Source organism: Pseudomonas sp. ZS1P83 (genome assembly GCF_054897825.1).
Genome location: NZ_CM142706.1, coordinates 3,267,787 through 3,287,965, shown reverse-complemented (window position 1 = coordinate 3,287,965; position 20,179 = coordinate 3,267,787). Strand labels below are relative to the sequence as shown.

At 58.1% G+C, this 20,179-nt stretch carries 31 protein-coding genes; 29 read left to right on the top strand and 2 right to left on the bottom strand.

Annotated features, from left to right (window positions below; all coding sequences use genetic code 11):
- Positions 1–11 precede the first annotated feature (11 nt).
- On the bottom strand, positions 12–395 hold the full coding sequence (locus ACYZT0_RS15725) for a LuxR C-terminal-related transcriptional regulator (protein ID WP_462042021.1): 384 nt from the start codon (positions 393–395) through the stop codon (positions 12–14).
- A gap of 357 nt (positions 396–752) precedes the next feature.
- The gene (locus ACYZT0_RS15720; RefSeq protein WP_462042019.1) at positions 753–1,394 is read right to left on the bottom strand and encodes a LexA family protein; all 642 of its coding nucleotides are present in this window, start codon (positions 1,392–1,394) and stop codon (positions 753–755) included.
- Between the two features lie 99 nt (positions 1,395–1,493).
- On the opposite strand from ACYZT0_RS15720, the gene ACYZT0_RS15715 reads away from it, so the two are divergent.
- From ACYZT0_RS15715 to ACYZT0_RS15575, 29 genes are all read left to right on the top strand, one after another.
- Complete coding sequence (locus tag ACYZT0_RS15715; protein WP_462042018.1) at positions 1,494–1,685, top strand: hypothetical protein; 192 nt, start codon at positions 1,494–1,496, stop codon at positions 1,683–1,685.
- Positions 1,686–1,856: 171 nt separating this feature from the next.
- Positions 1,857–2,561 carry a phage antirepressor KilAC domain-containing protein gene (locus ACYZT0_RS15710; protein ID WP_462042017.1) on the top strand — a complete coding sequence of 235 codons (705 nt, stop codon included), beginning with the start codon at positions 1,857–1,859 and terminating at the stop codon, positions 2,559–2,561.
- Positions 2,561–3,310 (top strand): DnaT-like ssDNA-binding domain-containing protein, encoded by a 750-nt coding sequence (locus ACYZT0_RS15705; protein WP_462042016.1) that lies wholly within the window; start codon positions 2,561–2,563, stop codon positions 3,308–3,310. The genes ACYZT0_RS15710 and ACYZT0_RS15705 overlap by 1 nt, the downstream gene beginning before the upstream one ends.
- On the top strand, positions 3,307–3,990 hold the full coding sequence (locus tag ACYZT0_RS15700; protein WP_462042015.1) for a replication protein P: 684 nt from the start codon (positions 3,307–3,309) through the stop codon (positions 3,988–3,990). The genes ACYZT0_RS15705 and ACYZT0_RS15700 overlap by 4 nt, the downstream gene beginning before the upstream one ends.
- Complete coding sequence (locus tag ACYZT0_RS15695; protein WP_462042014.1) at positions 3,983–4,192, top strand: hypothetical protein; 210 nt, start codon at positions 3,983–3,985, stop codon at positions 4,190–4,192. Before ACYZT0_RS15700 ends, ACYZT0_RS15695 begins: the two co-directional genes overlap by 8 nt.
- Positions 4,183–4,485 carry a nuclease domain-containing protein gene (locus tag ACYZT0_RS15690; RefSeq protein WP_462042013.1) on the top strand — a complete coding sequence of 101 codons (303 nt, stop codon included), beginning with the start codon at positions 4,183–4,185 and terminating at the stop codon, positions 4,483–4,485. The genes ACYZT0_RS15695 and ACYZT0_RS15690 overlap by 10 nt, the downstream gene beginning before the upstream one ends.
- Before the next feature lie 106 nt (positions 4,486–4,591).
- The gene (locus tag ACYZT0_RS15685; protein ID WP_462042012.1) at positions 4,592–5,023 is read left to right on the top strand and encodes a VRR-NUC domain-containing protein; all 432 of its coding nucleotides are present in this window, start codon (positions 4,592–4,594) and stop codon (positions 5,021–5,023) included.
- The gene (locus ACYZT0_RS15680; RefSeq protein ID WP_462042011.1) at positions 5,020–6,300 is read left to right on the top strand and encodes a tyrosine-type recombinase/integrase; all 1,281 of its coding nucleotides are present in this window, start codon (positions 5,020–5,022) and stop codon (positions 6,298–6,300) included. The genes ACYZT0_RS15685 and ACYZT0_RS15680 overlap by 4 nt, the downstream gene beginning before the upstream one ends.
- A gap of 2 nt (positions 6,301–6,302) precedes the next feature.
- Positions 6,303–6,623 (top strand): hypothetical protein, encoded by a 321-nt coding sequence (locus ACYZT0_RS15675; RefSeq protein ID WP_462042010.1) that lies wholly within the window; start codon positions 6,303–6,305, stop codon positions 6,621–6,623.
- A gap of 3 nt (positions 6,624–6,626) precedes the next feature.
- Positions 6,627–7,322 (top strand): hypothetical protein, encoded by a 696-nt coding sequence (locus ACYZT0_RS15670; RefSeq protein WP_462042009.1) that lies wholly within the window; start codon positions 6,627–6,629, stop codon positions 7,320–7,322.
- 233 nt (positions 7,323–7,555) lie between these two features.
- A complete protein-coding gene (locus tag ACYZT0_RS15665) occupies positions 7,556–7,888 on the top strand; it encodes a phage holin, lambda family (RefSeq protein ID WP_462042008.1) in 333 nt (110 codons plus the stop codon).
- Between the two features lie 3 nt (positions 7,889–7,891).
- Entirely contained in the window at positions 7,892–8,086 is a 195-nt protein-coding gene (locus tag ACYZT0_RS15660) for a DUF7940 domain-containing protein (RefSeq protein ID WP_007995563.1), read from the top strand.
- A 71-nt stretch (positions 8,087–8,157) separates the two neighbouring features.
- Positions 8,158–8,337, top strand: coding sequence for a YebO family protein (locus ACYZT0_RS15655; protein ID WP_462042007.1), 180 nt, complete (start codon positions 8,158–8,160; stop codon positions 8,335–8,337).
- Positions 8,328–8,702 (top strand): HNH endonuclease signature motif containing protein, encoded by a 375-nt coding sequence (locus tag ACYZT0_RS15650; protein ID WP_462042006.1) that lies wholly within the window; start codon positions 8,328–8,330, stop codon positions 8,700–8,702. Before ACYZT0_RS15655 ends, ACYZT0_RS15650 begins: the two co-directional genes overlap by 10 nt.
- Positions 8,703–8,861: 159 nt before the next feature.
- Entirely contained in the window at positions 8,862–9,347 is a 486-nt protein-coding gene (locus tag ACYZT0_RS15645; protein ID WP_462042005.1) for a phage terminase small subunit P27 family, read from the top strand.
- Complete coding sequence (locus ACYZT0_RS15640) at positions 9,347–11,068, top strand: terminase large subunit (protein WP_462042004.1); 1,722 nt, start codon at positions 9,347–9,349, stop codon at positions 11,066–11,068. The genes ACYZT0_RS15645 and ACYZT0_RS15640 overlap by 1 nt, the downstream gene beginning before the upstream one ends.
- A complete protein-coding gene (locus tag ACYZT0_RS15635) occupies positions 11,068–12,339 on the top strand; it encodes a phage portal protein (RefSeq protein ID WP_462042003.1) in 1,272 nt (423 codons plus the stop codon). The genes ACYZT0_RS15640 and ACYZT0_RS15635 overlap by 1 nt, the downstream gene beginning before the upstream one ends.
- A 17-nt stretch (positions 12,340–12,356) precedes the next feature.
- Entirely contained in the window at positions 12,357–13,031 is a 675-nt protein-coding gene (locus ACYZT0_RS15630; RefSeq protein ID WP_462042002.1) for an HK97 family phage prohead protease, read from the top strand.
- The gene (locus ACYZT0_RS15625; RefSeq protein WP_462042001.1) at positions 13,031–14,191 is read left to right on the top strand and encodes a phage major capsid protein; all 1,161 of its coding nucleotides are present in this window, start codon (positions 13,031–13,033) and stop codon (positions 14,189–14,191) included. Before ACYZT0_RS15630 ends, ACYZT0_RS15625 begins: the two co-directional genes overlap by 1 nt.
- A 42-nt stretch (positions 14,192–14,233) precedes the next feature.
- Positions 14,234–14,434 (top strand): hypothetical protein, encoded by a 201-nt coding sequence (locus tag ACYZT0_RS15620; RefSeq protein WP_462042000.1) that lies wholly within the window; start codon positions 14,234–14,236, stop codon positions 14,432–14,434.
- Positions 14,431–14,763, top strand: a complete 333-nt coding sequence (locus ACYZT0_RS15615; RefSeq protein WP_462041999.1) for a head-tail connector protein — start codon at positions 14,431–14,433, stop codon at positions 14,761–14,763. Before ACYZT0_RS15620 ends, ACYZT0_RS15615 begins: the two co-directional genes overlap by 4 nt.
- On the top strand, positions 14,760–15,095 hold the full coding sequence (locus ACYZT0_RS15610) for a phage head closure protein (protein WP_462041998.1): 336 nt from the start codon (positions 14,760–14,762) through the stop codon (positions 15,093–15,095). Before ACYZT0_RS15615 ends, ACYZT0_RS15610 begins: the two co-directional genes overlap by 4 nt.
- Positions 15,088–15,579: an HK97-gp10 family putative phage morphogenesis protein gene (locus ACYZT0_RS15605; RefSeq protein WP_462046582.1), complete on the top strand. Its 492-nt coding sequence runs from the start codon at positions 15,088–15,090 to the stop codon at positions 15,577–15,579. Before ACYZT0_RS15610 ends, ACYZT0_RS15605 begins: the two co-directional genes overlap by 8 nt.
- Positions 15,576–15,944, top strand: coding sequence for a tail completion protein gp17 (gene gp17, locus ACYZT0_RS15600; protein ID WP_462041997.1), 369 nt, complete (start codon positions 15,576–15,578; stop codon positions 15,942–15,944). The genes ACYZT0_RS15605 and gp17 overlap by 4 nt, the downstream gene beginning before the upstream one ends.
- A gap of 58 nt (positions 15,945–16,002) precedes the next feature.
- Positions 16,003–16,494 carry a phage tail tube protein gene (locus ACYZT0_RS15595; RefSeq protein WP_462041996.1) on the top strand — a complete coding sequence of 164 codons (492 nt, stop codon included), beginning with the start codon at positions 16,003–16,005 and terminating at the stop codon, positions 16,492–16,494.
- Between the two features lie 9 nt (positions 16,495–16,503).
- Positions 16,504–16,851, top strand: a complete 348-nt coding sequence (locus tag ACYZT0_RS15590; RefSeq protein ID WP_462041995.1) for a phage tail assembly chaperone family protein, TAC — start codon at positions 16,504–16,506, stop codon at positions 16,849–16,851.
- Between the two features lie 26 nt (positions 16,852–16,877).
- Positions 16,878–17,135 carry a phage tail assembly protein T gene (locus ACYZT0_RS15585; protein WP_462041994.1) on the top strand — a complete coding sequence of 86 codons (258 nt, stop codon included), beginning with the start codon at positions 16,878–16,880 and terminating at the stop codon, positions 17,133–17,135.
- 25 nt (positions 17,136–17,160) lie between these two features.
- Positions 17,161–19,851 (top strand): phage tail tape measure protein, encoded by a 2,691-nt coding sequence (locus tag ACYZT0_RS15580; RefSeq protein ID WP_462041992.1) that lies wholly within the window; start codon positions 17,161–17,163, stop codon positions 19,849–19,851.
- Positions 19,841–20,179 (top strand): phage tail protein, encoded by a 339-nt coding sequence (locus tag ACYZT0_RS15575; RefSeq protein WP_462041991.1) that lies wholly within the window; start codon positions 19,841–19,843, stop codon positions 20,177–20,179. The genes ACYZT0_RS15580 and ACYZT0_RS15575 overlap by 11 nt, the downstream gene beginning before the upstream one ends.

The window sequence follows — 20,179 nt, the reverse complement described above, 5'->3', positions numbered from 1 at the left end:
TTCAGCGATGCTCAACCAAACAGCTCGCCTATCTCAGCGCGCCGAGCCAGCCGAAGCTCTCCGACTCGCCGATCGCCAACCCTGCGGTTTTGACGCAGCGGCTGGTCGTCGATCATTGCGTGGATGGCTATCACGGCAGCGAGTACCACGCAGACCGGTGAAATGATCTGTCGCTTCATTGCCTCGGCGACCATCGCTGCCTGGCGGTGGACGCCGAGCTTGTACATGGCGCTTGAAAGCCGCTTGACCACAGTGCCTGGCGTAATTCCGAAGCTCTTAGCGATCTCCTTGGCCGTCAGACCCTGGGCAACCGAGAGTAGGAACTGAAGCTCTCGAGGCGCCAGCCCACGGCCGAGTTCGCCCTTCCACGAACCATTTACGATTGTTGTTTCCATCGTCGTGACTCCCGGTTGTTTTCCCGCTGCACCCGGCAAGCCAGGTGCAGCAGTGAAAAATTCCGTTGCTTCCTTCTCTCTAGCCGCGACTCAGTCCGCCAGAACACTTTTTTTGATCGCTTTACGCTGCGCGCCTTGGGTAGTGGCCACCCATCTGAACCGTTGAGGCCGGTTCATCGCTGCCTTGTCCTTGACCGGTAGTTATCCGGCGATGGAGAAACAATACGTTTGCGAATTAAAACGGTCAACACTTTTTAATGCGAAAGCGAATAGTTTTTTGCGTAGGCGAAAAAAAATCCCCGCTTGTTGGCGAGGATTTCGAATTGGAGGATTGAAGCGAGCGGTGTTACGTGCCCGCTACAAGAAGGTGCTTGGGTACTTCACATCGACCACGCGACCGATGATTTCCACCGAATCATCCATTACGAGCATTTGATAATCCGGATTCAGCGGCTTCAAATACTCGACTCCAGCATCACGCACATACTGCTTCAAGGTCTTCTCGCCGTCGGTCCGAAGCCTTGCAATGTAGAACTTCCCACTGATCAGATCGAACCCTTCGGGCTTGATCAACACTCGCATACCTGGCGTAAAACCATTCCCTTGAACAGGGGTCATGGAATCACCTTGGACCTCAAGCCAATAGCCGTTCGGCCCAGCATTTACGTCAGATGCAATCCTTTCATACGGCTGTCCATTATCGCAAGACTCCGTCCAAACACCAGCAGCGACCCAGCTAATCAAAGGATACTCCTTGGCTTCCTTGTAGGGTTGGGCAACAGATAGCACATTCCCGTGGGCAGGACCAAACAGCAACCATTCAGGCGTGACGCTAAGCGCGCGGGCGAGCTTTTCGAGTGTGGCCTTTCTTGGCGTACTGCTATCACCGTTCAAAATTCGATGAATCGTTGGCTGAGGCACACCCGAGCGGCGCCCCAGCTCATTTTCCGATAGATCCTTTTCCAGCATTTTTGTGCGCAGCCGCACTGCGATCGTCATTTGTTCGACCCGGCGTATTAAAGGAGGTCGAAGTGTATTGCCTGTTGTAATTCGGTTGCGTATTATCGCAGATATTACAAATCGCATTGGTAGGCCCTTATGACCATTACAGAAATGCTGGCCGAGTTGGCACAGCACGGCTGGAGCCAGGCTCGAATCGCCGAACAGTGCGAGACGACTCAGCCGACCATTTTCAGAATCACGAAAGGCGGGAGTGCCCGTTACGAGGTCGGTAAGGCAATCGTGGCCCTTCATAAACGGGTTTTGAAAGCCAACCGCACTGCCGCGTAATTCGTTTCCCAGCCGTTCAACCGCTTGATGATGGGCCAATTATCAACGCTGACCAAGTAAACCGAAAGTGAATTGCTTTAGCTGGTGATTCATCCAGTACAAAAAACGTAGACGAAAAAAAGCCGGTGGCTAGACCGGCTTCTTTAAAGCGTACAACTCTGAGGGGCCATTATGAACACGATCGTCGCTCCAAGCAATACGGTCACCATGTCGAGCCGGGAGATCGCCGATCTCACCAGCAAGCAGCACAAGGACGTCATCCGTGACATCCGGGTGATGCGCAAGGCTCTGGCAGACGATGGCGCAGATCTGCGCCATCTCCAGGAGGTCAAGGATGGGCGGGGGTACACCGCCGAATTCCACCTTGATCGCGTCCTGACGGAAACCCTGCTGACCGGCTACAGCATCCCGCTTCGCCATCGTGTCGTGACACGTTTGGCCGAACTCGAAAACGTGTCACGACAGGTTGTCACGATCCCGCAATCCCTTCCCGAAGCCCTCCGCCTTGCCGCCGATCTGGCAGACAAGAATGGTGAGCTTCAGCGCCTGATTTCAGACCAGGCCCCGAAGGTAGCCGCCATCAAGCGGCTCGCAGCTGCAGGCGGAGCAATCTGCATCACTGATGCCGCCAAGCAGCTTGGTATGGCTCCGGCGCGTCTATTCGCATGGCTTGAGCAGCACCGATGGATATTCCGACGGCACGGCTGCAAGCGCTGGGTTGCTTATCAGCCGCGCATTACCACCGGCCACATGACCCACAAGGTCACCGCTTTGAAGCCAGACCCTGAAACCGGCATTGAGCGCGCAGCATTCGATCCTATGGTCACCCCGAAGGGCCTTACACGTCTCGCTGAACTAATGCAGGAGGCCGCGTAATGGCCGGCGATTGGATCAAATTCGAACTCACCACCCTGGACAAGCCTGAGGTCTGCCAGATCGCGGACTTGGCCGATATCGACCCCGATGCAGTCGTCGGCAAGCTGATGCGTGTGTGGGGTTGGTTCGACCAGCAAACAGAAAACGGTAACGCTCCGAGCGTTAGCAAAAAGTTACTCGACCGTCTCGTAGGCGTTATCGGTTTCTGCGAGCACATGAAGTCTGTTGCTTGGATGATCGAACTCGACGGCGTGATCAGCCTTCCTCACTTCGAGCGCCACAATGGTAAGACCGCTAAAAACAGGCTTCTCACGGCAAAGCGCGTGGCAAACCACAAGGCGAGTAACGGTAAAAGTAACGCTGCAAACGTTAGCGGCGCGTTACCTAAAGAAGATGTAGAGAAGAATAAAGAACCTCTCTCTGCGCGAGAGCCTGTCGATCCTCGCATGCCCAGTGAAATGACCCTCGACTGGGTGGCGGATGAAACACTGCTGAAAACCTACGCCTTGCACCGCGGGTTGTCGCTTGATCTGTTCACCGAGGAAGTTCGCGTTGCATTCACTGCTCACTACGAACCTCAGCACCAGGTCAACACCCAGGCTGAATGGGTGGGCATGTTGGTCAAATGGGTCAACAACGACAAAGTTCGATCCGCTGCCTCGAATGTGAAGCAGTTCAAGCCGAAAACAGCACCGGCCTCCGACTTCGATGACGAAGACACCGAATGGCAGAACGGGGTTAAGCCATGAAGAACGTCTCCGTGATTTCTCAGGGGCTCTGGAGCAAAGCCCAGGCCGGCGAGTTCATCGCCGCGACCGATCCAGTACTGGTCGCGAATGAAGCCAACAGCACGTTGGTGTCGGCCATCAATGATCTGTTCAAGGAGCTGCGGTCCATACGCTCAGCGTGGCGCCAAGCCTGGCCCGACAAAGAAACCTACCAAGCCTCAAAGCGTCAATGGTTCCAAGCGTTCCTCGAGGAAGGCATCTGCACTCAGGGTCAGATCGATTTCGGCATGACCCAAGTTCGAAAGCAGCCCGGTGACTTCATCCCAAGCCCTGGCCAATTCATCGAGTGGTGCAAGCCAACGCCCGAAATGTTGGGTTTGCCGCCACTTGCGGCCGCGCACCGGGAGGCATGCCGTAACGCCCATCCCGGGATGGCAGGGCAGGGCAAGTGGTCGCATGATGCGGTTTGGCACGCAGCCAAGGAATGCGGGTTCGAGAGCCTGAACAAGCTCGACACGACGCTCAGCCTGAAGCTGTTCGACCGCAATTACACCATCACCATTCGCCGATTGCTGGCCGGTCTACCGCTTCAGTCAATGCCCAAGGCGCTCCCCGCGCGCGCCGAAGCGAAGGCAAGCCCGGAGGCAGGAAAGGATGCCTTGGCCCAGATGCGCGCCATGCTGGGAGGTGCCCGTGGCTGATTCCCGCTTTGCACCGACCAATCCCGCCGATTACCGCTTCGCAGTGCACTGCTGCGGATACAAGTGGGAGCTGACCGACAAGCCAGACCGCGCAGTCGCACTGTTCGAGCATTCATCGGCGGCGTTGAAATTTGGCCAGGCGATGTGGCCGTCCACCTACGAAGTTGTCGATGTAATCACGGGGGAGCGGGTATGCGCGTGACCTCGAAGAAACTCCGCGCCTCGGCCAACGGCCAAGACTGCACCGTGCGCGTATCTGGCGCATGCAACTTCGACCCGGCCACGACTGTGCTCGCCCATCTGCCTTGCGGGCAAAAGGGCATGGGCATGAAGGGCTTCGACACTGTCGCCGTTTACGCGTGCAGCGCCTGCCATGACGTTATCGACGGCCGCGCCGCCGGCGACATCGATTGGCAGGACATGCCGCGCGCCATCGCTGAAACACACGAGGCCTTGATCCTGGCCGGAATCCTTACCGTGAAGGGGGCAGCATGATCGACCCGAAAACCTTGCTTATCCTGATGATCCTCGCGATCTGGGCGCTTTACGAAGTGTGCCGTCGCATCAATGACCGGCAGCGCAAAGCGCGGGGTGAGCGCAAATGAAGCCGTTCACCCCAAAGCTGTTCAAGCAGACGCCTGCGCGTGCCAAGTCCATCGACCGCGAAGGCCTTGAGCAGGCTGCGCTGATGGCTGAGCTGCGCATCCGGCACCCGGGCGTCGCCGATCTGATGTACCACGTTCCGAATGGCGGGCACCGTCACAAGGCCGTGGCGGCGAAGCTGAAGCAGCAGGGCGTGGTGGCTGGTATTCCTGACCTGGTGCTGACCATGGCACGCGGCGGCTACTTCGGCCTGTACATCGAGTTCAAGGCCACGCCGCCGAACGACGCCGCGATCTCGGCGAGCCAGCACGAGCGCATTCGCAAACTCAACGAGCAGGGCTATCTCGCGGTGGTATGTCGCGGGCACTTCGATGCGATGGAGCAGATCCGCGCTTACCTTCGGCTCACCCCTACAGTGGTGGCTGCATGAAAACCGCAGCAGTGAAGATCACCGACGCCGAGATCAAGCGCCAGGCCATCGGCGGCGTGCGGGATCTCCGGGACGTTGAGAACCGCGGGCTGTACCTGCGCTTCACTCAGGCGCGCGATCGGGCATCGTGGTACCTGGTTCTGAAAGGCGAGTGGAACCGCATCGGTCATTACCCAGAACTCAGCGCAAAGCAGGTCGTCTCAGCGCTCCCGGCAATTCGCCTGCGCCTGGAGGCGGGTGAGGGCTCCAGCATGTCGAAGTGGGCCACGGTCGGTGAGCTGCTGGCTTGGTACGCGGAGCGCATGGCCCGTGATCGCAACCTGTCGAGCAAGCGCAAGAAGACCGGTGCCTCGGCAATCAAGTGCCACCTGATACCGCGTCTGGGTGATCTGCCGCTGACTGGCGTCGACAAGGCGGCTCTCGACAGCCAGTTGATGTGGCCATTGCAGGAGGCCCTGTCCATCGACTACGTGCGTCTGGTCTTCCAGTTGCTGGCCCTGGCCTTCCGCCAGGCGTTCAAGCTGGGTCTGATTGCCACTAACCCCATGGCCGGGATCAAGTTCAGTGACTTCTCAAAAGCCAAGGTCGGGATCAAGCCGTCCCGGCTGCGCGGTGTGCAACTGCCTGACCTGTTGGAGCAGTTGGCCGAGGTCTTCGTCTCTGTCCCACGTGACGCGATGCTGGCCCTGTTGATGCTCTGCCACGGCACGCGCATCGGGGAGAGCCGGTTGACCCAATGGCCGCACATCAGCCTGGCTGAGCGCGAGTGGTTCATTCCCGGCGATCACACTAAGACCGGCGTCGAGCACCACCTGCCACTGACCGAGCAGATGTGCGCGATCTTGCTCCGTTACCGCGACTGGCAATACGCCAATGGGTATGACGGTCAGTACGTGTTCCCAGCGCGCAACGGCAAGCCAATGAGCGAAGGTCAGGCCAGCGCCGTGTTCACCCGGTTGGGGAAAGGCGAGTGGACCAGTCACGACCTGCGCAAGGTGGCTCGCACCGGCTGGGCAGATATCGGCATTGATCACCTGATCGGTGAGCTGCTGATCAACCACGCGATGGGCCACAACGTGAAGGTGTACATCCAGTCGGACGTGATGAGCCGCAAGCGTGATGCCTTGGAACAGTGGCACGCCCATCTAGACCAGAAGGGTTTCAATCACATTCACGGATTGACCGGCTTTAGAACGGGAGATTCTGGTAATGCGCTGCAAGCCACGGAACATAAGGCTTGCGAGGCTATTCAAGAAACAACCATAGGCGAGGTTTAAAAATGATGAAAAAGCAGCATGGACCCGCCTTTGTGCGTCACCTGATCCCGATGACCGAGTGTCCGTCCTGCCATGGCGCCGGTTTGATCCAAGGTGTTTTCCATCAGCTCGAATGCATCGGCTGCCATTCCTCCGGCTACGTTCATGCCGAGACGCTTGAGCCATTGCTGATGCAGGACTTGGTGATTCAACTCGGATTGCGAGTGCGTACAGCGATACAGCAGGTTAATGAGGTGATCAGGCGTCAGTCCTCCGGGCCAGAGGCGCAATACCAGCAGAACAACCGCCGCGGTGCCGGCGGATCGAACTTTACGGGGGATTGAACAATGATCTATCCAGGCATTCTGAATGCAGTTGTTTCGGCCCTCGCTGCTGAAGCCATAGACAACACCAGCAAACAGGCATGGCAGAAGCTGTACAACTCTGCCGACGAGGAAGAGGGCGGGGACCTTGCGACACTGGTTCGCTCTCGCGGTGTCAGCAGCATCGATCGCACTCAGGTGGATTGCTGGGTTTCGGCCAGACTGCACCACGGGCTGGAACCAAAGCATTGGGATGCCCTGGTCGCCAAATACAGCACGCATAAAGGCCGCAAGGTTCAGGCGCTGGCTGCGCTGCAAACCCTAATCACCACCCCGGCGCCGAAGTTGTTCCTTTATAAGGCTGTCACAGCTTGGGCGATTCCGCAGTTGAAGGGAGCTCGGCCAAAAGTCGTGAGCTCGGTATCTGTCGATATTCCGCTGGATGCGCCAGCATGGCGTCGTGATTCCATGGTGAAAGCTGCTGTGGCTGCTGGAAAGGCCAAGGCAAAGAAAGACGAGTCCCGGTCTGCCGACATGATCGTATTGAAAGACAGCTTCTACGACATGAATACCTGGGATAACGATGGCACGCCAGAGTCAACCCGGCGCCGGTGGCGTCAGTCGATCAATCAAGCGGCAGATGACCTGGTCAATGATGCATTGGCTCATGCCGGCGAGATCCTGGAGGCCGAAGGATTGCTCATCGAAAAGGCTGCGTGATTGCTTGTTGACATCAGTGAGCGGATGAGCGAAATTAATCCCATCATGTCGATCTTGCGCGTTATGAGAGACGACGCCAAAGCCCAGCCATCCGCTGGGCTTTTTGCTTTCTGCCCCAAAGCCTCGCCATCGTGCGGGGCTTTTTCGTTCTCGGCTCCACCACACCCATTGCTCCGAGCTGGGAGTGCTGTTGGGGCCGAACCTATCTCGCTCCCCGCAAGGGAGGATGCCGGATGTCACATATGCCAGAGAAGAACCCAGAGACCTGGCTCATTGTTATGGCCTGGCTCAGTCAGCACGCCCCAATGTTATATGCCGCTGCGCTGTCGTGCTGGATCGCCTTCTTGCGTGTCATCTACGGTGGAGGTAGCCGGCGACAAGCCCTGCTTGAGTCGTGCCTGTGTGGCGCGATCACCGCAGGGGCATTCCCGCTGCTCGAATACTTCAACCTCCCATCGAGCCTTGCAGCTGCCGTCGGCGCCTGTATCGGCACCCTCGGCGTGAAGAAGGTTGCCGCCTTGGCTGACCGATTCACCGACTTCAAATTGCCCAAGCGGCAGGAGTGACCCATGCAACTGATCGACAACTGGAAACAAGCGCTGAGCATGACCAGCGTTCAGGCCGGTGGTGCAATCGCTGCCCTTGGCGTGGCTGAGCAACTGATGCCATCGCTTCAGGCAGTGTTGCCACCAATCGCCTATGGCGTGCTGGGCCTCCTGGTGATGATTGCTCGCGTTGTGTTGCAACCGAAGCTGACCAAGTAGGTGACCGGTCATGGCGTGCACTGGATGCGCCGCCCGGCGCGAGTGGATTAAGAAGTGGAGTGCAGTAGCATATGAGCGGGCAAGCGATCTCCTATCTCGCCGAGATACTGAGCGAGCAGAAGAAGCAGACAGCAATCCTCGAACGGATGGCAGAGCAACAGGGCCTGCTGATCCAGGCGATGGCCGAGGACGAGCCTGAAGACTCTGATGCACAGCCCCTCACCTACATGGATGGCACGCCATGCCGCTGAGGCCGCAGAAGCCATGCAATGCCCAGGGATGCAACACGCTCACGCGCAACCCACGCTACTGTGACGATCATGCTCACCTACTGAAGAGCGCGGCTAGGGCCAAGCCCAGAGAGAGCAGCACCAAGCGCCACTACAACTACAAGTGGCAGCAGGCCCGAGCTGGCTTTCTTGCCAAGTACCCACTGTGTCGTCACTGCTCGGCTCGTGGCTTGGTGGTAGTGGCCACCGATGTCGACCACATCATCCCGCACAAGAACGACATGGCCCTGTTCTGGGACAAGACCAACTGGCAAAGCCTGTGCGGTCCGTGCCACTCGGCGAAGACGGCCGCAGAAGACGGCGGATTCGGCAATGCGCGCCGCTGAAAGCAGAAAAACCCCGAAAAAACAGTGAAATTCGGTCAAATGAGAGCGATTCGCGCTCATGGGGAGGGGGAGGGTCGAAAGTTCAGGGTCTTTGGCTTCTAGACCGCGCCCTCAATCGTTTTCTTACACCCGCGAAATTAAAAACTCAGGAGTTGCGCGATGGGAGGCACCGCCACGGTCGCCGGCCGTGGTCGCAAACCCAAGCCGACGGCCAAAAAAGCACTGGCCGGAAACCCCGGCAAGCGTGCGCTGAACAAGGACGAGCCGCAGTTCTCGAAGATCACCAATGTCGACCCGCCTGAGTGGTTGAGCGATCGAGCCGCCACCATGTGGAAGATGATTGTCCCAGAGTTGCTACGCGAAAACGTGGTCGCTCTCACCGACTTGCATAACGTCGAGGCGTTCTGCGTGGCCTACGACAACTGGCGGATGGCTCAGGAATCGATCCAGCAAAACGGCATCGTGGTGGAAGGCGCCACTGGCGGCCCGATGAAAAATCCTGCGCTGACAGCTGCCAACGAAACAATGCGGCAGATGGTCACCTTCGGGTCGATGCTCGGCCTTGATCCGGCCAGCCGAACCCGGCTGATAGGCGGCAACAAGGAGAAAGAAACCAACGAATTCGCCAGCCTGCTGAGATCCTGATGACCAAATCCCTGCACCCTAACGTCGACAAGGCGATGGCTTGGGGAAGGTCTGTGCTTCGCGGGAAGGTGCCGGCCTGCCGGTACGTCCACCAGGCGATCCAGCGGCACTTCGACGACCTGGCCGCCAGTCGCAAGCGCGGGTATCGATACAAGTTCGATCCGGCCAAGGCCGAGAAAAAGCTCAAGCTAATGCAGTTGCTGCCGCACACCAAAGGAGAATGGGCGTTCAAGCGGCAGCTGATTACCTTGGAGCCGTGGCAGCTGTTCGGCATTGCTGTCACTTATGGCTGGGTCAAAAAGAAGGGTGGCCATCGGCGGTTTCGCGAAAGCTACTGGGAGGTGCCGCGCAAGAACGGGAAATCTGTTGTGGCTGGCGGTGTGGGCATCTGCATGTTCGTTGCAGATGGGGAGTACGGAGCCGAGGTATACGCAGGGGCAACCACTGAGAAGCAGGCATGGGAAGTGTTCCGCCCGGCGAAGCTGATGGTGACCAAGTCGCCGATGCTGGTGCAGGCAGCCGGCATTGAGGTGAATGCCTCGAACATGAACATCCCGTCCGACTTCAGCCGCTTTGAGCCGCTGATCGGCAACCCGGGCGACGGTGCATCACCCAGCTGCGCCATCATCGACGAATACCACGAACACCCAACGTCGGCACAGTACGACACCATGCTCACCGGTATGGGCGCCCGTCGCCAGCCGCTGATGTTCATCATCACCACCGCCGGCGCCGACATCGAAGGCCCGTGCTATGACAAGCGCCGCCAGGTCATTGAGATGCTGGAAGGCACAGTCCCTGACGAAGAACTGTTCGGCTGGATCTGGACGCTTGACGAGGGAGACGACTGGACCGATCCGAAGATGCTGGCCAAGGCCAACCCGAACCATGGGGTTTCGGTTTTTCAGGAGTATCTGGAGAGCCAGCAGGCGAGGGCGATCCGGTCCGCACGCTTCACCAACACGTTCAAAACCAAGCACCTGAACCTGTGGGTCAGCGCCAAGTCCGGCTTTTTCAATATGGAAGACTGGAAATCGTGCGAAGACACCACGCTCACCCTGGAGCAGTTCGAGGGCCAGGAGTGGATTGCAGGCTTCGACCTGGCACGCAAGCTGGACATGAACTCCAGGGCTCGCTTGTTCTGGCGAGTGATCGATGGAAAGACGCATTACTACAGTGTCGGCCCGAAGTTCTGGGTGCCCTATGACACCGCTTACAACAGCGACAACAAGCGGATGTCCGAACGGTTTCAGGCCTGGATCAACTCCAAGCATCTGGAAGTAACCGACGGCGCCGAGATCGATTACCGCGAGATCCTCGAAGACACCAAGGAAGCCAACCACCAAGCACCAGTTCGCGAGTGCCCGATTGACCCGCACGGCGCCACGGGATTGAGCCACGACCTTGACGACGAGGGTTTCAATCCGATCACGATCACGCAGAACTACACCAACATGTCGGATCCGATGAAGGAGCTCGAGGCGGCTATCACTGCCGGGCGATTCCATCACGACGGCAACCCAATCATGACTTGGTGCATCGCAAACGTAATCGGGAAGAACCTGCCGGGTAATGACGACGTAGTGCGTCCGATCAAGCAGGGCGACGACAACAAGATCGACGGCGCGGTAGCGCTGATCATGACGATAGGCCGAATCCTAGCCAACACGGATTTGCAGGGCTCCGTCGACGACTTCCTCTCCAGACCGATGAGTATGTAATGGCAGATACCGACTACAGCATAGACCTGCGCACTCGCAGTCCTTTCTGGGCGCGTATGGCGAGCTTCTTTGTCGGCGGCCGCCTGGTTACTCCTGACAAGGGATCGCAGACTGGTCCCGTTTCAGCGTCAGGGGTGGTGGGTGATTCGGTCGTCAACGATGAGCGATCGCTCCAGATATCCACGGTATTCGCATGTGTGCGCCTGATCTGCAGCGTTACCGCATGTATGCCGCTGGATGTGTTCGAAACAAGAGGCGATGACCGCACGAAGGTAGGTCTGGAGAACCCACTGGCCCGCCTTCTGCGCTACAGCCCCAACTCGTTCATGACTGCCTTCGACTTTCGGGTGTCGATGACGATGCAGCTTTGCTATTACGGAAACGCTTACGCGCTGATCGAGCGCAATAGTGTCGGTGACGCGATCAGCCTGCTCCCACTCCTGTCGGCCAACATGGACGTCAGGCTCGAGGGTCGGAAGGTTATTTATCGGTACCGCAGGGACAGCGAATACGCTGATTTCAAGCAGGCTGAAATCTTTCACCTCAAGGGCTTCGGATTCAATGGTCTCGTTGGCCTTTCGCCGATTGCGTTTGCCGCGAAAAGTGCAGGCGTTGCGGTCGCGATGGAAGACCAGCAGCGGGACTTTTATGCCAATGGTGCCAAGTCGCCCCAGTTGCTCATGACCGGCGAGGGCAAGGTTCTAAACAAAGAACAGCGCGCTCAGGTTGAGGAGAATTTCAAAGAGATATCCGGCGGCCCGGTTAAAAAACGGCTCTGGATTCTTGAGGGTGGATTCACGACCCAGGCCATTGGTGTGAGCCCGCAGGACGCCGAGACGATGGCTGCGCGGAAGTTTCAAGTCAGTGAGCTTGCAAGGTTCTTTGGTGTTCCGCCGCACTTGGTGGGAGATGTAGAGAAGTCCACAAGCTGGGGGTCGGGTATCGAACAGCAAAACCTAGGCTTCCTTCAGTACAGCCTGGACCCCTACCTCGAAATTTGGGAGGGATGCATTTTGCGCTGGCTGGTCAAGCCCTCTGACTTGGGGCGGATTCACGCCGAGCACAACCGCGACGGCCTGTTGAGCGGTGACTCCACTGCCCGGGCGAATTACATGAAGTCGCTGGTAGACACAGGCCTTCTGACGATCAACGAAGGAAGGCGGGTGAACAACCGGCCTCCAGTGCCGGGCGGCGATGTTGCAACGCGCCAATCGCAGAACGTACCGCTTACCCAACTTGGCCAACCAAACCCCGCACCTAGCGGGGTTTAGTTTTTCTGGAGGCTGAAATGCCGAGTATTTGCAAAACACTGGCCTTCGATCAGGCCTCGATCAAGTTCGCCAAAGGCGGTGCTCAGGGCATTTTCGAGGGGTACGCGAGCGTGTTCAGCGTCATCGATGGTGACGGCGACATCATTGAACCTGGCGCGTTTGCTCAGGCCCTGAAGACTCAGTCGCGCATGGTGGCGATGTTCTTCAACCACCGGCGCAACGAAATACCGGTCGGCAAATGGCTCGACCTTTCCGAGGACACCACCGGCCTGCACGTTCGGGGTGAGCTCACCCCAGGCAATCCTCAGTCCGACGCCCTAAAGGCCGCGATGATCCACGGCACCGTGGGCGGTATGTCGGTTGGGTTCAGTGCTGCGAAGGGCGATGTATCTCCGATTGATACCGGCTACTCGTTCAAGAGCGTTTCCCGCCTTAATGAGATCAGCATCTGCACATTCCCCGCGAATGAGCTGGCCACCGTATCCACGCTGAAAAGCATGGACACCATCGAAAGCATCCGCGATGCGGAAAATTGGTTGAGAGATTCAGCCGGTCTTTCCAAGTCCGAAGCGCAGGCGTTCATCGCCCGCATCAAGTCCGCGGTTCGGAGCGATTCCGAAGGCGGCGACCAGTCAGAAATCGCCGCGCTCCTGGAGCGCTTGAAAACATTCCCATCGCTGGAGAAGCAATAATGGACTTGGCACAAATTCAGAAAGCCATTGAGACCGCACAGACTCGGATGACCGAGCTGTTCGACGCTCAGAAGAAAGAAATCACCGATACCGGTGAAGTCAGCAAGAAGCTGCAGGGCGAGCTGACGACTGTTCAGGAAGAGCTGAAAACTGCTGGCACTCGTCTTTTTGACCTGGAGCAAAAATTGGCCGGGGGCAACCTGGACAATCCAGAAAACAAAAAGAGCTTTGCCGCTCAAACAGCCATTGACCTGAACAAGTCGTGGGACGGCAAGTCTTCGGGCAAGGTCGATGTGAAAAGCTTCGACAAAGTGCTGGGCAGCACGGCTGGCTCCGCTGGCTCGCTGATCCAAGCCCAAATGAACCCCGGCATCCTGATGCCAGGCCTGCGCCGTCTGACCATCCGCGATCTGCTCGCTCAGGGCCGCATCAGTTCAAACTCGTTGGAATACGTTCGCGAGAATGTTTTCACCAACAGCGCTGCGCCGGTCGCCGAGGGCACGCTGAAGCCAGAGTCGAACCTGACCTTCACCAAGCAGACTGCCAACGTTAAGACAATCGCCCACTGGATCCAGGCATCCCGCCAGGTGATGGACGACGCTCCAATGCTGGAGTCCTACGTCAACAACCGCCTGCTGTTCGGCTTGGCGCTGGTGGAAGAAACTCAGTTGCTCAACGGCGACGGAACCGGCGACAACCTGACAGGTTTGAACCAGGTGGCCACCGCATACGACGCTGCGCTGACTGCGACCGGTGATACTCGTGCCGACCAGATCGCACATGCCATCTTCCAGACCAGCGAGTCTGAGTTCGAAGCGTCGGGCATCATCCTGAACCCGCGCGATTGGCACGCCATTGCGCTGCTGAAGGATGCCGAAGGCCGCTACATCTTCGGCGGTCCTGCCGCGTTCGCCGCGAAAGTCATGTGGGGTCTGCCAGTCGTGGCAACCAAAGCCCAGGCGCTGGGCACCTTCACCGTCGGCGGCTTCGATCTGGCTTCCCAGGTTTGGGATCGCATGGATGCCACCGTGGAAGTCAGTCGTGAAGATCGCGATAACTTCGTGAAAAACATGCTGACCATCCTGTGCGAAGAGCGCCTGGCGCTGGCGCACTACCGTCCAACCGCGATCATCAAGGGTGCGTTTGCACCTGCAGCCTGATCACCAGCGAGGCAGGGACGGGCAACCGTCCCTGTTTGACAGATGAAAAAAATTCGCGCGCTACAACAGTTCTCGCATTTCAACGGGGGTACTTTCGATCAGTACGAGGTTCGGCCTGTCGCTGACGACATTGCAGAAGCGCTGGTAGGCATGAAGTTGGCCGAGTACGTCGATGATGACGCAGAAGCCAAGGAGAAGGCCGAAGCAGAAGCAGAGCCGAAGGAAAAGGTCAGTAAAAAATGAGCATAGCCGTTGCTGATCTGCTCCCGATAGAGCTGATTCGCAAGCACTTGCGCGTGGATTATGAGGACGAGGATGACCTCATAATCTTATACGCCGAGTCAGCTCTGGCTTGGGCTCTATGGTACTGCGACAACCCGAAGCTGACTGATGCCGCTGAGATTCCAGCCAGCTTCAAGTCAGCGATGTTGCTGTTGATTGGTCATTCTTACGCCAATCGTGAGGCGGTGGTCGTGGGAACGATAACTGCTGAGGTTCCGATGGCTGTCGAGGCTCTGCTGTGGTCGTCTCGTAATTGGTCTGGTCCTCCAGATCCAGTGGTGATCCCATGAGAGCCGGTAAGCTTCGCCACCAGATTGACATCCAGCGGCCGCATTTCGAGCAGGATGCCGGCACCGGTGAGATGGTGAAAACTTGGGTGGATGTATGGACAAAAGTTCCGGCCAGTATCGAGCCACTTTCGGCGAGGGACTTCATCGCCGCGGCTGCAACGCAGTCAGCGGTTTCTTCGCGCGTTGTAATTCGGTACCGGCCTGGCGTTGACTCGACGATGCGTATCCTCCATCGATCCAAGATATACAACATTGCGGGCGTTCTGGCTGACGCCGATAGCGGCTTGGAATATCTGACGCTGCCGTGCAGTGAAGGGGTCAATGATGGCTGACGGAGTTGAGTTCAGCATTACCGGCTTGGACTCACTTCTTGGAAAGCTGGAGGCCGTCACTTACGACCTCAAACGGAAGGGTGGCCGGTCTGCGTTGCGCCGCGCCGCGCAGCTTGTGGCGGACAAAGCCAAGGAAGGCGCCCAGGCGCTGGACGATTCCGCAACGGGTCGCTCCATCGCGAACAACATCGCTTTGCGGTGGAATGGGCGACTGTTCAAGCAAACTGGAAATCTGGGTTTTCGCGTCGGCGTGATGAAGGGAGCGGTTCTGGCAAAGCCCGGGCAAAAACCAGATCTTACAGCGGGCGGGGCCACCCCGCACTGGAGGCTGCTGGAGTTCGGTACCACGAAGATGCAGGGCTCCCCATTCATGCGAAAAGCGCTGGCGGACAACATAAGCGCGGCCACCAACATATTCGTCACCGAGTATGAGAAAGCCATTGACCGTGCAATCAAGCGCATTGCCAACAAGGCCAGCCAATGAAATATCCCCCGATTTTTCAGGTCGCGACAGCGGATCCAGCGGTGACCGCGCTGCTCGGCACTAACCCGACGCGCCTGTATCTGTTTGGTCTGGCTCCGGAGACGCCGATTGGAACGTATTGCGTCTGGCAGGTGATCAACGGATCGCCAGAGAACTTCCTCGCGGGCCGGCCTGACGTTGAGGCATACGGCCTACAAGTCGATGTGTACGCAGCAACGGCATCGGCAGCTCGTGCTGCTGGGCATGCCATCGAATACGCGGTGGAGTTGACCGCGACCATTACCAGTTACAACGGTGAAACCAAGGACGCGGAGACAGGCCTGTACAGATACAGCTTCGACGTGGACTGGATCGTCCGCCGGTAACCGAGCCCCAAAACCTGCCCGCCATGTGCGGGTTTTTTTTCGTCCGCAGGAGACACCTATGTCCATTCTCACCCAGGGCACGCAGGTATTTGCCCTTGTTCCGCCACTGACCGGTACCGGCCCATTGACTGTAATGGAAGTCGAATGCGCCACCAGTTTTGATCCGGGCGGCGCGCCGGCTGACCAGATCGAAGACACGTGCCTGAGTGCCAAGGAGCGCAGCTACAAAAAGGGCCTGCGAACCCCTGGCCAAGCATCGCTCGGTCTGAACGCCGATCCCAACAACGCCAGTCACATCCGCCTGCATCAGCTTTCCGAAGCCGATGGTGATACCAGCGTGAAGTGGGCGGTGGGCTGGTCGGACGGTACCGCACCCCCAACGCTTGATGTCGGTGGCGATGACTTTGAATTGCCAGCCACGCGCACCTGGTTTGTGTTCGAGGGTTACGTCTCCGACTTCCCGTTCTCGTTCGCGGCCAACACCGTCGTGACCACCACTGCAACCATTCAGCGTTCGGGCGGCTCCGCCTGGATCAAGAAAACCACGTAAGGGCGCGTCATGAACCTGAGTGAATTGAAAGCCGCCGGCGGCATTGTCGGCGGCGTCATGGTGAAGAAGGCCGTTGTCTGGAAGCACAAAGACAGCAAGGGCAAGCCTCTCGAGGACAAGTTCTTCATCCACGTAATGCCTCAGTCGTTTGGCATGGTTGAGCAACTGTTTTCCTCGACTGACTCGGAGCAGAGTCGCAACGCTAAGTACATCTCCGCCTGCGTGACACTCGGTCCAAAAGGCGAAGAGGCCATTCCATATGAGGATGCCTATCGGCTTGATCCGAGTCTGGGCTGGGCAATCCTCGGCGCAGTCCACGAGGTGAATAACACCGGGGCGGACCGCGTAAAAAACTGACGGCCGCCGATGAGTTTTGGCACGAGATGGTGCTGAACGGAGTCGGCGGGCGAACAGTGGCCGAGGCCAAGGCCAGCGTTAGTTATCCAGAGGCAATGGCTTGGGTGGCTTACCGCAACAAACACGGCTCTTTCAACTTGGCTTCCCGTGCCGAACAGATGGGCGCGATCGTCGCGCTGCAAGTAAATCGAATGGGCGGGGGTAAGGCGGAGTTGATCGACTTCATGCCGCATCACGAAAAAGCAGGCGTCTCTCTCGAAACGGCAATGGCCGAATGGGTTTGACCAGGCTCTCAACAGGAAGTAACCCATGGCTACCCGCTCGCTTGGCACCCTGACGCTGGACTTGATCGCCCGCATCGGCGGCTTCGAGCAGGGCATGGACAAAGCCGGTCGTGTCACCGAAAAACGAATGAAGGAAATGCAGGCCCGCGCGGAAGAGGCAGGCAAGAAGATTGGCGGCGCGCTGGCCACCGTTGTGACTGCGACGTTGGGTGTCGGCACTGCGTCGTTGGTGATGCTGAAAAACACCGCGGCGGCCACCACCGAGACAGACCGTTGGGCTAAGTCCCTGGGCATCGGCACGACAGTTCTGCAGCAGTGGCAGTACGCGGCCGAACGCGCAGGCCTGAGCGGCGACAAGATGGCCGATATCTTCAAGGATATCGGGGACAAGATCGGTGACGCGGTTATTACAGGCGGCGGGGAGGCGATCGAAGGGCTGAAGAAACTTGGCCTTTCGGCTGAGAGCCTGGCCGCGATGTCACCAGACAAGCAACTGCTGGCCATCGCCGACGGGCTCAAGTCTGTAGCAACTCAGTCAGAGAAGATCAACATTCTCGAAAGCTTCGGTAACGACCTTTCGCGCATGCTGCCGCTGCTTGATAAGGGTGGTGAGAGCCTGCGCAAATATCTCGCCCAAGCCAAAGATTTTGGCATTGCGATGGACCCGCAGCAGATCGCGAATCTCGTGCGGGCAAACGAGATCATTCAGGACTTGCGGGGCCAGGCACAGGGGCTCCGGAACGAGTTTGTGTCCGGCCTCGCTAACGTCGATATGAGCCCGCTTCAAAACTCGCTCGACGGATTGCGCGACATCGTCAAGGACCCGGGCTTTCAGCAGGGTATGGCTGACCTAGCTTCACTGGTTGTGAAGTTGACCGGGGCGGCGGCGACCGGGCTGGCTCAGTTGCCGAATGATCTGCGCAAAATGATGGCCGACCTTGAGCATGTCACCTCGTTTTTTTTGGGCGACAAAAAAACGCAACACCTCGCCGGTGTCGCGACCGAGGAAAGCACCAACCGCTCACTGGATGCATACAACAAGGCCGATGGCGGCCTCAACAAATTCGCGGCCAACCCGACACTGTTCGTCGGCGATCTTTTCGGGCAGGACCTTCAGGCAGCTAAGAAAGCATCGGATGAACGCCTGGCCAGTTACAAGGCCTATACCGAGTTGCGTGGCTGGGGTGACAAAAATCTCGTAGAGGGAAACAAGCAGGTAGAGCAGCAGGAACAGAAAGTTGCCATCGCCCGAGCCGGCACGAACGTCGCCACCCTGAAGCTGCTGGATTCGTATGACCGCCTGAACAAGCTTGAGCAGGATCGCACCGCTCTGGTTGCGGCTATGGCCAAGGATCCAGGCAGCGCTGACCGATACGCCCGGGCAATCGCCGAGATCGACAAGCAGGTCGCTCAGCTAAACGGCACGACCAAGTCTGCAACGGAAGCACAGAACAAGCTCAAGGAGCAGCTGAAGCAAGCGGCTACAGCCTTTGACCAGTTGCAGAAGACCTATGACCCGGTGATCGCCGCGGCTGATGAATTCAGAAAGCAGACGATTCAGATCGACCTTCTGCTCAAGAACGGAAAAATCACGAAGCAGGAATACGGCCAGGCCACCGCTTGGCTCGCTGATCAATTCAACGAGGCGGTCAATTCTGCCAATGGCCTTTCTCAGGCGCTCCAGTATCAAGCCGATCTTGAGCGGCAGCTGAACAATCAGCGGGCGCAATACGCCGCTCAGGCCGCAGCGGTCGGCATGGGTAGCAAGGAGTCAGATCGGTATCTGGAGAGACTTCAGCTCGAACGAGACACCAACGATCAGGTCCTTTCACTTCGGACCGAGCTTGCAACGGCCACGACTGACCAGCAGCGCAAGGCGCTTCAGGATCAGATTGACCTGACCAATGAGTATCTTCCGAAACAGATCGCAGCCATGGAAGACGGCTGGGCACAAATGGATGCAGCCCAGAGTGACTGGACCAACGGCGCGCGTGGCGCCTGGCAGGACTATCTCGACAGCGCCAAGGACGTCGCTGGCCAAACCCGCAGCTTCTTCGGTGATGCGTTCAGCTCGATGGAAGATGCAGTGGTCAACTTCGCTATGACAGGGAAGCTTTCGTTTGCGGACTTCACCAAATCGATTCTTGCTGATATGGCCCGTATCGCTACACGGCAGGCCAGTTCGCAACTGTTGAGCAGCTTGGTAGGTGCGGGCGTCAGTTACTTCGGCGGTGCAGGAGCAACCGCGTCTGCTGGATCTACCCAAGCAGGTTACAGCGGCGACCTTTCTGGATTCAGCCCTGGCAGCATTCAGGCCAAAGGTGGCGCTTGGTCGGGCGGAGTACAAATGTTTGCCAATGGTGGTGCCTTCGCCGGCAGCGTGGTCAGCAAACCGACAGCATTCGGCATGGCCGGCGGCGACATCGGCATCATGGGTGAGGCCGGGGATGAAGCGATTATGCCTCTGACTCGAACCGCCGATGGCTCGCTCGGCGTTAAAGCGATCGGCGGGGGCGGAGGCTCAATGAGCGCCAACCAGGTGCTGATTCAACAGACCATCGAAGTCGGCGATTCAGGCGGTGGGGCATCCTCACCACAAGACATGCAGGCGGTTGGACAGGCTTATGCCGATGCGGCCAAGCGTGGCGCTCAACAGGCCATCGCCCAAGAACTGCAAGTTGGTGGGCAAATCTGGAGGCTCGTAAATGGCCGTTGAGACATTCACCTGGTGCCCAAAAGTGGAGCCGACCAGTTCGCCAGAGTACCGAGTGCGAGCCTCAAAATTTGGCAACGGTTACGAGCAGGTCGTAGGCGATGGAATCAATAATAAGGTTGATAGCTGGCCACTCACTTTCGTTCTGAACGAAGCGGTTGCCATTGAAGTGAAGGCGTTTCTCGATAGACACGGCGGATTCAAGTCGTTCCTTTGGACTCCGCCGCTCGGAGAAGTCAGTTTTTTCCGGGGTGCGGCGCCGACGATCACCCCGAACGGTGCCGGCATTTTCACGCTAACCACCACCTTCACACAGTCATTCCTCCCATAA